This is a genomic window from Terasakiella sediminum, assembly GCF_033100395.1.
GTDB lineage: Bacteria > Pseudomonadota > Alphaproteobacteria > Rhodospirillales > Terasakiellaceae > Terasakiella.
Genome location: NZ_JAWLVJ010000013.1, coordinates 73,078 through 85,770, shown reverse-complemented (window position 1 = coordinate 85,770; position 12,693 = coordinate 73,078). Strand labels below are relative to the sequence as shown.

The 12,693-nt window shown below is 49.1% G+C and carries 13 protein-coding genes; 3 read left to right on the top strand and 10 right to left on the bottom strand.

Going from position 1 to position 12,693, the window contains the following annotated elements; genetic code table 11:
* Positions 1–83: 83 nt before the first annotated feature.
* The 4 genes from RYZ26_RS11805 to RYZ26_RS11790 form a co-directional block, all read right to left on the bottom strand.
* Positions 84–1,265 carry an OmpA family protein gene (locus tag RYZ26_RS11805; protein WP_317683417.1) on the bottom strand — a complete coding sequence of 394 codons (1,182 nt, stop codon included), beginning with the start codon at positions 1,263–1,265 and terminating at the stop codon, positions 84–86.
* Between the two features lie 102 nt (positions 1,266–1,367).
* Positions 1,368–1,895, bottom strand: coding sequence for a gamma carbonic anhydrase family protein (locus RYZ26_RS11800; protein ID WP_317683416.1), 528 nt, complete (start codon positions 1,893–1,895; stop codon positions 1,368–1,370).
* A gap of 12 nt (positions 1,896–1,907) precedes the next feature.
* Positions 1,908–2,606, bottom strand: coding sequence for an alpha/beta fold hydrolase (locus RYZ26_RS11795; RefSeq protein ID WP_317683415.1), 699 nt, complete (start codon positions 2,604–2,606; stop codon positions 1,908–1,910).
* Between the two features lie 2 nt (positions 2,607–2,608).
* Positions 2,609–3,157 carry a hydrolase gene (locus RYZ26_RS11790; RefSeq protein ID WP_317683414.1) on the bottom strand — a complete coding sequence of 183 codons (549 nt, stop codon included), beginning with the start codon at positions 3,155–3,157 and terminating at the stop codon, positions 2,609–2,611.
* A gap of 133 nt (positions 3,158–3,290) precedes the next feature.
* Between RYZ26_RS11790 and RYZ26_RS11785 the strand changes: the two genes are divergently transcribed.
* On the top strand, positions 3,291–4,925 hold the full coding sequence (locus tag RYZ26_RS11785) for a DEAD/DEAH box helicase (protein ID WP_317683413.1): 1,635 nt from the start codon (positions 3,291–3,293) through the stop codon (positions 4,923–4,925).
* Between the two features lie 89 nt (positions 4,926–5,014).
* Here the strand turns inward: RYZ26_RS11785 and RYZ26_RS11780 are convergent, their stop codons facing one another.
* Positions 5,015–6,151 carry a type III PLP-dependent enzyme gene (locus RYZ26_RS11780; RefSeq protein WP_317683412.1) on the bottom strand — a complete coding sequence of 379 codons (1,137 nt, stop codon included), beginning with the start codon at positions 6,149–6,151 and terminating at the stop codon, positions 5,015–5,017.
* Positions 6,152–6,227: 76 nt separating this feature from the next.
* Entirely contained in the window at positions 6,228–7,691 is a 1,464-nt protein-coding gene (pdxR, locus tag RYZ26_RS11775; RefSeq protein ID WP_317683411.1) for a MocR-like pyridoxine biosynthesis transcription factor PdxR, read from the bottom strand.
* 87 nt (positions 7,692–7,778) lie between these two features.
* On the opposite strand from pdxR, the gene RYZ26_RS11770 reads away from it, so the two are divergent.
* Together RYZ26_RS11770 and RYZ26_RS11765 are read left to right on the top strand one after the other, a co-directional pair.
* Positions 7,779–8,411: a pyridoxamine 5'-phosphate oxidase family protein gene (locus tag RYZ26_RS11770; protein WP_317683410.1), complete on the top strand. Its 633-nt coding sequence runs from the start codon at positions 7,779–7,781 to the stop codon at positions 8,409–8,411.
* A gap of 9 nt (positions 8,412–8,420) precedes the next feature.
* The gene (locus RYZ26_RS11765; RefSeq protein ID WP_317683409.1) at positions 8,421–8,624 is read left to right on the top strand and encodes a hypothetical protein; all 204 of its coding nucleotides are present in this window, start codon (positions 8,421–8,423) and stop codon (positions 8,622–8,624) included.
* Here RYZ26_RS11765 and RYZ26_RS11760 read toward each other — a convergent pair.
* The 4 genes from RYZ26_RS11760 to RYZ26_RS11745 all read right to left on the bottom strand — a co-directional run bounded on the left by RYZ26_RS11760 (position 8,621) and on the right by RYZ26_RS11745 (position 12,669).
* Positions 8,621–9,901 (bottom strand): diguanylate cyclase, encoded by a 1,281-nt coding sequence (locus RYZ26_RS11760; protein ID WP_317683408.1) that lies wholly within the window; start codon positions 9,899–9,901, stop codon positions 8,621–8,623. The two genes, RYZ26_RS11765 and RYZ26_RS11760, sit on opposite strands and share 4 nt — an antisense overlap.
* Positions 9,902–10,065: 164 nt before the next feature.
* Positions 10,066–10,341 (bottom strand): HypC/HybG/HupF family hydrogenase formation chaperone, encoded by a 276-nt coding sequence (locus RYZ26_RS11755; protein ID WP_317683407.1) that lies wholly within the window; start codon positions 10,339–10,341, stop codon positions 10,066–10,068.
* Positions 10,332–10,874, bottom strand: coding sequence for a HyaD/HybD family hydrogenase maturation endopeptidase (locus tag RYZ26_RS11750; RefSeq protein WP_317683406.1), 543 nt, complete (start codon positions 10,872–10,874; stop codon positions 10,332–10,334). Before RYZ26_RS11750 ends, RYZ26_RS11755 begins: the two co-directional genes overlap by 10 nt.
* An 88-nt stretch (positions 10,875–10,962) precedes the next feature.
* The gene (locus RYZ26_RS11745; RefSeq protein WP_317683405.1) at positions 10,963–12,669 is read right to left on the bottom strand and encodes a nickel-dependent hydrogenase large subunit; all 1,707 of its coding nucleotides are present in this window, start codon (positions 12,667–12,669) and stop codon (positions 10,963–10,965) included.
* Positions 12,670–12,693 lie beyond the last annotated feature (24 nt).

Sequence of the window (12,693 nt, the reverse complement as noted above, 5' to 3'; positions counted from 1 at the left end):
GAAGCGTGTAGTTGCTTTAGACCACAGCAGCGCCCAAACGAAAAGCCTAAAATTAGGATTCTGTACCGTTTTTTAGATAAAAATCAGTAATCCACGTAGATTTCCGTGCGGCGGTTGCCTGCTTCACCGGATGGCATAACTTCCTGATAGAGCGGTTGGCTATCAGAAACACCGCCCACAAACAGGCGATCACCTGGCATGCCCAGCTTCAGAAGCTGACGGGCAACTTTGTCTGCACGGCTCAGTGAAACAGATTGGTTCACGGCCAGATGCTTTTCAGGTGCCATGTTGCGTGTACGTGAACTTGCGTGCCCAACGATACGGATCGCCCCACCCTGCTGACGATGAATATTCAGCACCTCTTTCAGGATACGGATATCTTCCGCTGTCAGATTAGCAGAGCCATTCCCAAATTGAATGGTCGCCACCTGGAAAGAGCCGGAATACATGGACGGGTTAAACTGTGCCAGTGACAAAGCCTGACCAGCCTGCACCACAGCGGGTTCTGCCGCAATCGGCGCCGTGGCTGTAAAGCTTGGCTGAACATCCGTTGTCATGACGTTGCCAAGAGATGCAACCTGTTGCTGGCGCTGCTGCATATAAGCAGGACCCTGACGGCTGACGCCACCGCTGGAAATCACAACCGTTTCGAACGGATGAGCATTTATGTCCAAAGCATTTGCAGATGGCATAGCCTGCGGTGTCGCAAGTGGACGGGTCTGTGCGATGTTGGCGGCATAGACTTCGCTGACACTGCGGTTGTCACGTTCCGGCTGAACCGTTGGCGTGTAAGGTGTTGATGTCGCAACTTGCGTTGGCACCTTCACAGGCTGACTAACCGTTGGTGCAGCTTGTGTTGGAATTTCAGTTGTCGTCACAGGCGTTGTCGGGACAGCAACAGGTGCTGGCGGCTCACTCGCGACCTCAACCTTTTTCGCATCACCCAGTGCATTTACAACTTCGCCCTGGCGCATAACAGGTTGTGCGTACTGACGCTGTGGCGTCTGTGCAGCAACAAAACCAGATTCAATTTTCTTTTGCGGGGCGGGTGCAGCAGCAGGGGTACCATCTGCAGTTTCGGTTGTTTCCGCAGTTGACGCTTCGGCCACTTCCGGCTCGTCTTCTGTGAAATATTCAACAGAGGAACGGTACCATTCAACGGGGTTAACAGCGTCAGGAACGGAAGAACAACCGACGAGCAATAGCGGCGCAGCCAAAACTGCAGCCTGCGTCATCAGCTTATTTTTCAGTGCTTTGCCCAACATGATCTTAATCCCCTTGAGTTGGCCGTTCTGGCATAAATTCGTGGTACCTTTACTGGCAATCTAAACCAATAACATCATAAGGTTAATACTAAATTACAAATTTCACGAATTTTCTTCATTTAAATAGTTCGAAGCGACGTCCACATAGTGGTCGGTGCCATGTTTTAAACCTGCAATTTGTTCTTCTGTCAGATCGCGCATTTTCTTGGCCGGATTACCTCCCCAAAGCTCCCCTGACTTGACCCGTTTTCCCGGTGTCACCAAAGCGCCCGCTGCAACCATGGCGCCAGATTCAACGACGGCACCATCAAGAACAATTGCGCCCATACCAACAAAAGCGCCATCTTCCAGCGTACAGCCATGGATCACAGCATTATGTCCGACCAAGACATCGTCGCCAATGTAAGTACCAAAACGATCAGCAGTTACATGAACGATAGTACCATCCTGAATATTGCTGCGTTTACCAATACGGATACGTTCCACATCCCCACGAAGGACACAGCCATACCAGATGCTGGATTGTTCCCCGATTTCCACATCGCCAATGATCACTGCATTTTCAGCCAGAAAAACATCATCGGCAATTTTTGGTTCCACACCTTTATATTTTCTAAGCAGAGGTTTCATCTTTTCAATCCTTCATGTCTGCATCCAATAGCGCAAAACCGCGCTGACGGCTTCGGGTTGTTCCATGGTCGATAGATGACCGCATGTTTCAATTTCCACAAGTTTCGCCTGCGGGATTTCTTCTGCCATCTGTTTTGACAGTTTCAAGGGCGTCAATTGATCCTGTCGCCCGACAACAATCAAGGTCGGACAATCAATCTTTGCAAGATCAGCAAAACTATCCACCCGGTTTAACAAAGCGGTCTGCTGGCGGATAAATCCTTTTTCCCCCACCCGATACGCCATGGCATCCACCTGTGTGACCAGTTCTTCATCTTCATAGCGACTGGGATGGATCATCTTGGGCAGCAGTGTTTCAATCACCTGCGCCATCCCCTGATCACGCGCCACTTCTGCAATGGCTTTTCTGAAAGCTGCATGATCTTCCGTATCTGCAAACGGCGATGTATTCAGCAAAGCAACCCTCTTGATCCGTTCTGGACAACGGCGCAGCAAATCAAAAGCGATATAACCGCCCATGGACAGCCCGGCGATGGAGAATTCTTTCGGTGCATCCGCCATCACCCGATCAGCAAAATGTTCGATACTGTCACCTTCGGTAAAATCAGCAACACGAATGTCATACAAAGGCGAAAGTGTCTCAATCTGATGGCGCCACAGGCTGCGGTCACACATCATACCGGGCAAAAGGTATAGTGTTTCTTTTGTCATGATTATTTGATCAGTGGTAAAATTGCTTTGAAGTTATCGGTACCGGAAACACCCAGCCATTCAAACATGACCATTTCAGCACATACAATCTGCGCACCCGCCTGACGAAGACGTTCAATCCCCAGCATCTTGTTTTTAGCTGTGCGCGAGGCAACCGCATCTTCCACCACAAAAACCTGATATCCTTTTTCAATCAGATCGAGAGCCGTCTGCAAGACACAGACATGGGTCTCCATGCCGCTGATAACAATTTGTTTGGGCCCGGCCAAGTCAATGGCTTTGACAAAGCTTGGCTCCTCCATCGCAGAAAAGGTCATTTTTGTGATGACATTTTCCTTGGCCACATGTTCTGCCAGTTCCGGCTGGGTATAGCCAATACCTTCAGGATATTGTTCCGTAACCACATGGGGGACGTTCAGGATCGTTGCGGCCCGAAGCAGTTTTACATTGGCTGCGATGGCATCTTCTTTCTTGAACATTGCATCAGCCAATTTTTCCTGAACATCGACAATCACAAACAAACTGTCTTTCGCATTCATGCGTAAAGCCATGGAGAATATCTTTCATATTGTTACTTTTTTGACACGTTAACCCATCTTGAAACAGAGTGAAAGCGCCATGATGATTGACTTCTTGTCATAATTCCCTAATATCCCGCCAACATATGTTTGGAAAGAAGTTTAAATGAAATTTGCGGACCTCGGTCTTACCGACGAACTCCTCTCTGCCGTAACTGACGCAGGATATGAAACCCCGACACCAATTCAGGCTCAAGCAATCCCACAGGTTTTGATGGGACGCGACATTTTGGGCTGTGCGCAGACGGGAACAGGTAAAACAGCCTCCTTCACCCTGCCGATGATTGATATTCTGGCGTCTGGCCGGGCACGTGCGCGCATGCCACGATCCCTGATTCTGGCCCCAACGCGGGAATTGGCGGCACAGGTTGCAGAAAATTTTGAAACATATGGCAAGAACACCAAACTTTCCATGGCCCTGTTGATCGGTGGCACATCCATGGGCGATCAGATGAAGATCATTGATCGCGGTGTTGATGTCCTGATCGCCACGCCGGGTCGCCTGCTTGACCTGTTTGAACGCGGCAGCCTGATCCTGCGCGATGTTAAAATCCTGGTGATTGACGAAGCCGACAGGATGATGGACATGGGCTTTATCCCGGATGTGGAAAAAATCGTTTCCCTGCTGCCACAAATCCGCCAGACACTCTTCTTCTCTGCCACCATGGCACCCGAGATCAAGAAACTGGCAGACAAATTCCTGATGAACCCGAAAGAGATCACCGTCGCCCGCCCGGCAACCACGGCTGATACGGTGCGTCAGGGTTTGTTGATGGTGAACTGCAAACCATCAGACGGCAAAACAAAACGAAATGCGCTGCGTAAACTGATTGAAAGCGAAGACGTCAAAAACGCTATCGTTTTCTGTAACCGCAAGCGTGACGTGGATATCGTCTGCAAATCTTTGAACAAGCATGGCTTTAATGCCGGACAGATGCATGGTGACATGGTTCAGTCCGCCCGTATGGAAACGCTGGAAAAGTTCAAAAACGACGAAATCACCTTCCTGGCCTGTAGTGACGTTGCCGCACGTGGGCTGGATGTTCCAAACCTCAGCCACGTCTTTAACTATGACCTGCCAAACAACGCAGATGATTACGTTCACCGTATTGGTCGGACAGGTCGTGCGGGTAAAGAAGGTACGGCCCTGAGCCTGTCCACACCAGGGGACAAGAAATACCTGACAGCAATTGTCAAACTGATCGGTGGCAAAATCCCGCCTGTTGAGATTGAAATCGAAGCACCAGCCCCACGTGAAACACGCGAAGCACGTGAAGATCGTAAATCATCCAAATCCAGACGAGACAGCGACAACAAACGAAGCCGCAACAATAAGCGCGACCGTGATATTGCCGATACGGTCATGGTTCAGGAAGAACCAGAAAATGGTGTTGTCATCGGCATGGGTGCCCATACCCCTGCCTTCCTGCTGCGCCCGGTAACCATTGACGAAGAAAAGCCAAAGGCGAAAGCCAAGACGGCTACAAAAAAGAAAGCCCCTGCGAAAAAGAAAACGACAACCACCCGCAAGAAAAAAGCGGAAAAGGTCGAAGAAGTTGCAGTTGAGACCGCTGTAGAAACAGAAGCAACTGTCGAAACAGCTATTGAAGAAAAGCCCAAAAAACCACGCAAGCGTCGCACCACCAAGAAAAAGGCCGAGGCTGAAAAGCCAGCAGAAGCTGAAACTGTTGTGGAAGTGCCGATTGTTGAAGGTTCAGCAGACGAAGCGGAAAGCGCTTAAGATCATACTGAATGCGTCATCCCTGCGAAGGCAGGGATCTCATTGTATCTGAAAAAGATTCCTGCCTTCGCAGGAATGACGCTGTTACTTTAAACAAAATACTCTTTAGGCGGTGCAAAACCGTTAAAGCCTTGGGATGCATACATTGTCGTGTAAGCCCCGGCTGACAACACCTGCACCTTGTCGCCCGCTTTCAGTGCCAGTGGTAGCTGATAGAAGGTGCGCTCATAAAGCGTATCACAGCTGTCACACGTTGGCCCGGCAACGATCACGGGGCCCATGTCATCTTCGCCATATTCGGTCTGGATTTTATAGATAATGGATTCATCAATGGTTTCAGCCAGCCCGCCGAATTTGCCCACATCCAGATAGACCCAGCGAATTTCCTCGCCAAAGTCTTTGATGGAAACACAGACCACTTCGCTTTGCAGAACGCCTGCCTCCGCAACAATAAAGCGACCGGGTTCGGTATAAATCATTGGCCAATTGTCGCCAAAATAGGTAGTAAAATGTTCTTTAATGAAATCCACAAAATCTGACAGTGCAGGAATTTCTTCTGAATAATTTGCCGGGAAGCCGCCACCGATATTGACCATTTCCAGATTCACGCCCTGTTCTGCCAAGGCATCAAACAGGATGGAGACATCATTGATTGCCTTACCCCAGTGCGCCGGGTCCAGTTGCTGTGACCCCACATGGAAGGAAATCCCAAACGGCACTAGGCCTTTGGTTTTTGCCTGCATCATCAGGTCATGTGCCATGTTCGACGAACAGCCGAATTTGCGCGACAAAGGCCAGCTTGCCCCTGCCCCATGGCGGTTGACCAGAATGCGGCAAAAGACGCGCGCCCCCGGTGCGACTTCGGCAATTTTTTCCAACTCTTCAATACAGTCAAAGACGAACAGATCGACACCCAGATCAAAAGCTTTCTTGATATCTCCTTTTTTCTTCAGCGTATTGCCAAAGGAAATGCGTTTCGGGTCCACGCCAACCGCCAGACATTCTTCGATTTCTCCAATGCTGGCCGCATCGAAGCAAGAACCAAGATCATTCAGACGTTCCAGGATAGGACGGGCCGGATTGGCTTTCATGGCATAATAGATATGCGCTTCTTTAAATGAAGAATTCAGTTGCGTATAGCGATCTTCCACCACATCAAGGTCCACCACCAGAAACGGTGAATTCTGATCGGCATCATTTAAAAAAGCAGAAATCTTTGGGGTCATCGAACAGCCCTTCCCATAACAGGCATTATAAAAGTCTGCGCTATATAAGGCCATTTTCAGGAAATGGAAGTGCTTTTTAAAGATGCAGGTGTTTTTTTATGACCTCAAGTCCCTGATCCAGCTGCAATTCAGTATATCCGGCAAAGCCCATGACCATCCCGCTCGGTGTATTTTTGTTTTTATAAAAAGGACTTAAGGGACGAACTGTTACCCCATCCTTTGATAAGTTCTTCGCAAACCCCACGTCATCGCAAGGATGCTTAAATGTCACACATAAATGCAAGCCACCATCGGACGGCATAACGTCCAGATAATCTTTGAATTCCTGTTCAAGGCGATCAATCAGATGATTTCGCCGCGCGGCATAAAGTTTCTTCATGCGGCGCAGATGACTGTCAAAATATCCCTCTTCAAAAAAATCCGCCAGAGCCGCCTGATGTACGATGGAGGCATGACCATCGATATAAGCTTTGGCCGCTTCAAACGCAGGTGTAACAGATTTAGGCACTACAACAAAGCCAAGGCGAAGGGTGGGAAACAAAATGCGACTGAAAGTTCCGACGTAAATCACCCGACCATCCCGATCGATACTTTGCAGGGAGGAAAGCGGCTGACCGTCAAAGCGGAAATCACAGTCAAAATCATCTTCCACCACCCAGGCCTTATGTTCCCGCGCTGTCTTTAACAGTTCCAGGCGTCGGACCAAAGACATGGTGACACCAACCGGATAGTTTCTGGAGGGCGTGACTAAAAAACTTTTGGGCGCATATTCTTTGGGAAGATCGGCAATCTTCATTCCCTCTTCATCAATCGGAACGGGCAAATGCATCACCCCGACGCCTGCCAGAACACCTGATATACCGGGAAAGGCAGGGTCATCCGTCACAACCACGTCGTCTTCATCCCACAAGACACGTCCGATCAAATCCAGCCCTTGCTGCGCGCCGGATACGATAATGATATCTTCTGCCTCACACAAACATCCACGTGTTGTGGCCAGATGTCGCGCGATATGTTGGCGCAAGGGAAGATAGCCTTTAGAGGTTTCTTCCATCCCCAGTTTGGGGCCAGACATCCGCCAACGTCTTGACAACAGGCGTGCCCAGATATCAAAGGGAAATTCATCCAACGCGGGTTTGCCCGGAGAAAAGGCAGCAGCGTTTGATCCCACCCGTTTGTGACGATAAACACCCATCCATTTTTTCGCACGCTGGCTAATCTCACCCAGCTGCATGTCTGAGTTTTCTTCAAGCTTTACGGTTTGCAGAAACTGAACATCCAAATCAGTACTGACGTAAAAACCTGCCCCGGGACGACTGCATAAAAACCCATCCGCCACCAACATTTCAAAGGCTTGATTGACTGTATTTCTGGAAATACCCAAACCTTTCGACAAGGTGCGCGATGGCGGTAAACTGGCACCGGGGCAAATTTCCCCTGCGCTGATCCGGTCGCGTAATTCCCCATAAAGAGATCGATAAAGCGGTTTCTGCGCTGTTGGTTTCCAGTCCGACAGTAATTGGGTAATCAGGATATCCATAAATTGGTACCAATATTTTTTATGAATTGGAACTTATTTTAGAACCAATATTAGGTCATTTTCTTTTCACACGAAAGGAGAAAACGAATGACCACCACTTACCCCATCACCCCACGGACCAAAATGAAGCGGGGCCATCAACGCGCTGAATATGATGTTGACCTGGTAAATTCCATTCTGGATGAAGCCTATATCTGCCACGTAGGTGCCAAAATGGCGGACCGCCCGATGGTTCAGCCGACGGTGCACTGGCGTGTGGACGACAAGCTCTATATCCACGGCTCCAGCAAAAATGGCCTGTTCCAGACGCTTATCAATGGCGAGGAAGCCTGTATCACGGTTACCCTGCTGGATGGGTTGGTCATGGCACGTTCGAGTTTTCACCACTCCGCCAATTATCGCAGCGTCATGATCTTTTCCAAAGCGACCCTGATTAATGATGATACTGAGGCACTGCACCTTCTTGATTTGATGATGAAAAAGATCACGCCAGACCGTTTCGATGGTATCCGTGGTCCAAACCCGCAGGAATTAAAGGCGACGTCGGTTCTACAATTTGACCTGAAAGAAGTTTCCGCCAAGGTCCGTACAGGTCCGCCCGTGGATGACGAAGAAGACTATGCCCTTCCCGTCTGGGCCGGTGTCATCCCACTCACACTGGAAGTCGGAAAACATGTTGACGACCCCCGCTGGGTGGAAGATCATGGGGCAACAGATTAGGAGACACTAATGTCCGGTTGGAGCTGCCCCAACGAAGTCAAAGGCGAATGTGAACATGTCCCGGGTCAAAAATGCGACCCGGGCATGAAAGGCTGTGTCTTATTTGGAAAATTTCGCTTTGCCAATAGCGATAAAAACAGCCCCCGACGCGAACGGGAACGCATAGAAACAATGGCAAAAGACAGCGAAAGACTAATGAAAAAGCGCCTTTAAGAGGCAACAACCTGATTGCGGCCATTATTTTTGGCAGCATAAAGTCGTTCATCAACCAGTTTCAGAACCTGATCATAGCTCATATCCGCCGTCCATTCGGCCAAGCCACTGCTGATGGTCATGGTCAGGACTTTGCCGTCTGCCAGAACCATCTCATTCTTTTCAACCCGTTCACGGATACGTTCGGCGAGGATCAGGGCCCCCTTCAAGTCGGTTTCTGGCAGCAACAGTGCGAATTCTTCCCCACCCAGACGGCCAAAGGCATCTGTCAGACGCAGATTATGTCCGACCAGTTCCACCAACACTTTCAGAGCATCATCACCAATGTCATGACCATGGGTGTCGTTGATGGCTTTAAAGTGATCAATATCAATCATCAGCATGCAAATCGGATTTTTGTTCCGGTTGGAACGTTGACGTTCAGCAACGCAACGTTCAATGAACGCACGGCGGTTCAGAATGCCTGTCAGATAATCCGTCGTTGCCGCTTTTTCCAGCGCAAGTTCGGTTTCTTTACGTTCCGTAATATCACTGAAGGTTACGAAAAAAACATCTACCCCACCCAGACACAGCGGTGTTGCTGAAAACAGCGATGTAAACGGCACGCCCGTGCGCGTGATCAGTTCAATCTCTTCATTCGCCACAAGCCCATTACGTTGAACCAATTCTACCAAGCGCGGACGGATTTGCGGGGTGGCGTAAAAATCTGTGGATTTATATTTTTTGATATCTTCATGGGCAACATCAAGGGCACTACCTGCCTTTTCATTCATTTCAATGATCTGCCCATCATCAATTTTGGAGATCATATAAGGCACAGGCAAGGCACCTAAAATCTTTTGCAGTCGGTCTTTTTCTTCATTCGCGTTGCGTTTCAACATCTGAATGGTCAATTGGTTACCCACACGTGCCAAAACTTCGGGCATCTGTAGTGGACGCGGGATGTAATCAGCCGCCCCTGCTTTAAACCCTTCAACCTTGCCTTCGATTGTGTCCGTTGCCGTAATAAAAATAACAGGGATGTCTTCTGTTTCGGCTTTTGCTTTTAAGCGACGACAGACTTCAAAGCCGTCCATTTCCGGCATCTGAACATCCAGCAGAATAAGGTCTGGTAGAATTTCATTTGCTTTTTCAAGCGCTTCAGGACCATCAGAGGCACAGTTGACACCATAGCCCTTACTTTCCAGAACTTTGCCCAGGACTTTCTGATTTACCACATTGTCATCGACAACAAGGATTTCACTGTTATCAATTCTTTTTTCAATATTCCAATGCATGTCTCGGCCTTTTGCCGCCCCTGTATGGGCAGAAGAATTTACGGTACTTTTTAGCGTACTTCTAAAGGTTATAGATTCCGTTAACTCATTTCAATAAGGAGAACAACCTATTCAGAAATAAGATAACGGCCCCCTACCTTGGGACCAGAGAATACTATCGCATGTTATTTTTCAAGGGAAATATCGGGGAAATATGAATCAACATCAATTTCATCCGCCCCATTCATGATCGCAGCCAGACCATCAAGGGCGCTATCGATATTCTGAGCATCTTCTTCTGTCAGGACTTCACGGGCCGAACCGAGGAAACTCAATACCCATGTGCCTTCTTCCTGCGGGCCGATCAGCATCATGTTGACTTCAACAACACCGTTGCGCCCCTCACAAAGGGCGGTGAAATCACGATTTTCAATAACCTTAACCGGCGTCCCTATGCACATGGCAGACATCCGTTCTGCGCATGTTGCGACCAGAAACCAGCCACAGGCACATCACGTTTAGTTAATTCAACACCGCGACCTTCGATTTCATCAACCAGCATATCCAGCATTTTATAAACACGTTCTTCTGTTTCCGGGCTTAGTCCCAGACTTTCTTCCAACTTATAAGGCACCATGCCAATGATGGTGACAGTTTCCGGAGATTGGCCTTGCAGCTGCAAAATACCCAGCAGATCAGACAAGCCAAGCTGGTGATTGGAAATTTTTGTCTGGAAAAAGGCAGGCACCTGTTCATCAGCCAGACGCACAAGCGTCCCTTCCGGATCACCTGTGTTAACAGAATCCGTTACGATCAGATGCTTTACATCGCGCATGGGTTCCAACAGTTCCGTGCCCGTTGTGCCGCCATCCATCATGACCACATTTTCAGGAACGTCATACAAGCCTTCCAGGGCTTCTACGGCGCGAACACCGACGCCTTCGTCCTGCATCAACACATTACCCAGACCAATTACCAGAATTTCCGTTGTCATATTTTCACCTGTCTTCAATCAGAAAAGAAAGGGTGTCAGGACGTGCTTTGAGAGGGACGGATCCTGACACCCTTTTCAAGGTTTCACCTTAAAGGGCTTTCACCTTTACGATTGGTTTTTGTTCCGTATCCACCATATGGATCGCACAGGCGATACATGGATCAAAGGAGTGTACGGTCCGCAAAACCTCCAGCGGCTTTTCTGGGTCAGCCACCGGGTTATCCATCAGGGATGCTTCATACGGCCCGATATCGCCATTTTCCGCACGTGGTCCGGCATTCCATGTACTTGGAACAACCGCCTGATAGTTTTTGATCTTGGCATCTTCAATCACCACCCAGTGCGACAGAGTCCCGCGTGGCGCTTCATGATGACCCACACCGCGAATTTCCCCTTTCGGGAAGGTTGGTGCGTTAAAGCTGTCCGTATCACCAGAGGCAATATTATCAACCAGCTTCTGCCATTGCTCTTTCAACGTATCCATCATTACACCCGCGCGGATTGCACGGGCCGCGTGACGACCGATTGTTGAATGGAAAGCCGCCAAAGGAATGTCAGAAGCTCCGGAAACCGCCTTGATTGTAGAAACCGCATCATTGACGTATTTCGTGGTGCCTTCGTGACCTTGCGCCAGCCAGACCATGACGTTCGCCAATGGCCCCACTTGTGCACGTTCCCCGTTAAAGGTCGGTGCCTTAATCCAGGAATATTGACCATCATCCTGGAAATCTGTGTATTGTGGTTCGGTTTCTCCTTCCCATGGGTGCAGGGTCTCATCACCTTCATACCAGGCATGTTTGGAACATTCCGCCACACCTTTCTGGAAGAAGGGATCGTGAAAATCTTTAATTTCTGTAATAGAAGACAGATCACCGGCTTTAATATAGCCACCTTTCAAATCAAACTTGGTACCCTTGGTATCCTGCGGGCAATCTGGAACGGTCAGGTAGTTTGTCACCCCTGCGCCATAACCAGCCCAATCCAGATAGAATGCACCAATGGCTGGAACGTCGGACATGTAAGTTGACTTCACAAAATGTTCCAGCTTATCAATCCAGCCTTTGATCATCATGATCCGTTCCATATTCAGAACCGACTGGCTGTTCATATTGACGGAGTTTGAAATCCCGCCAACAGCCAGATTTTGAATATGCGGGGATTTACCGCCCAGGATCGCAACGATTTTGTTGCAATAGTTCTGAACTTCCAGCGCCTGAAGATAGTGCGCAACCGCCAACAGGTTGACTTCCGGTGTCAATTTCATCGCCGGGTGACCCCAGTAACCGGATGCAAACGGTCCCAACTGACCGCTGGAAACGAATGTTTTCAAACGGTCCTGAACCGCTTTCATTTCGTGCGGACCGTTTAATGGCCAATCAGACAAGCTTTCGGCCAATTTCGATGTGGCAACCGGGTCCGCATCCAATGCAGACACCACATCCACCCAGTCCACAGCGGACAGGTGATAGAAATGCACGATATGATCCTGGATCGCATGTGCTGTCTGAATAATGTTACGCACCAATTGTGCATTGATCGGAACTTCCAGCCCAAGCGCGTTTTCCACCGCACGAACGGACGTGATGGCATGTACAGTTGTACATACACCACAGAAACGCTGGGTAAACAACCAGGCTTCACGTGGGTCACGCCCAACCAGGATTTTTTCGATACCGCGCCACATCTGGCCGGATGACCAGGATTTGCTGACACGACCTTCGTCGTTAACTTCAACATCGATACGAAGGTGGCCTTCAATACGCGTGACCGGATCGACTGTAATACGTGTTGTCACGATTTTTCTCCTAAATAACTAATT

Coding starts and splice junctions, on each gene's coding strand:
- RYZ26_RS11805 (WP_317683417.1), bottom strand. CDS start 1,265: ATGTTGGGCAAAGCACTGAAAAATAAGCTGATGACGCAGGCTGCAGTT.
- RYZ26_RS11800 (WP_317683416.1), bottom strand. CDS start 1,895: ATGAAACCTCTGCTTAGAAAATATAAAGGTGTGGAACCAAAAATTGCC.
- RYZ26_RS11795 (WP_317683415.1), bottom strand. CDS start 2,606: ATGACAAAAGAAACACTATACCTTTTGCCCGGTATGATGTGTGACCGC.
- RYZ26_RS11790 (WP_317683414.1), bottom strand. CDS start 3,157: ATGGCTTTACGCATGAATGCGAAAGACAGTTTGTTTGTGATTGTCGAT.
- RYZ26_RS11785 (WP_317683413.1), top strand. CDS start 3,291: ATGAAATTTGCGGACCTCGGTCTTACCGACGAACTCCTCTCTGCCGTA.
- RYZ26_RS11780 (WP_317683412.1), bottom strand. CDS start 6,151: ATGACCCCAAAGATTTCTGCTTTTTTAAATGATGCCGATCAGAATTCA.
- pdxR (WP_317683411.1), bottom strand. CDS start 7,691: ATGGATATCCTGATTACCCAATTACTGTCGGACTGGAAACCAACAGCG.
- RYZ26_RS11770 (WP_317683410.1), top strand. CDS start 7,779: ATGACCACCACTTACCCCATCACCCCACGGACCAAAATGAAGCGGGGC.
- RYZ26_RS11765 (WP_317683409.1), top strand. CDS start 8,421: ATGTCCGGTTGGAGCTGCCCCAACGAAGTCAAAGGCGAATGTGAACAT.
- RYZ26_RS11760 (WP_317683408.1), bottom strand. CDS start 9,901: ATGCATTGGAATATTGAAAAAAGAATTGATAACAGTGAAATCCTTGTT.
- RYZ26_RS11755 (WP_317683407.1), bottom strand. CDS start 10,341: ATGTGCATAGGGACGCCGGTTAAGGTTATTGAAAATCGTGATTTCACC.
- RYZ26_RS11750 (WP_317683406.1), bottom strand. CDS start 10,874: ATGACAACGGAAATTCTGGTAATTGGTCTGGGTAATGTGTTGATGCAG.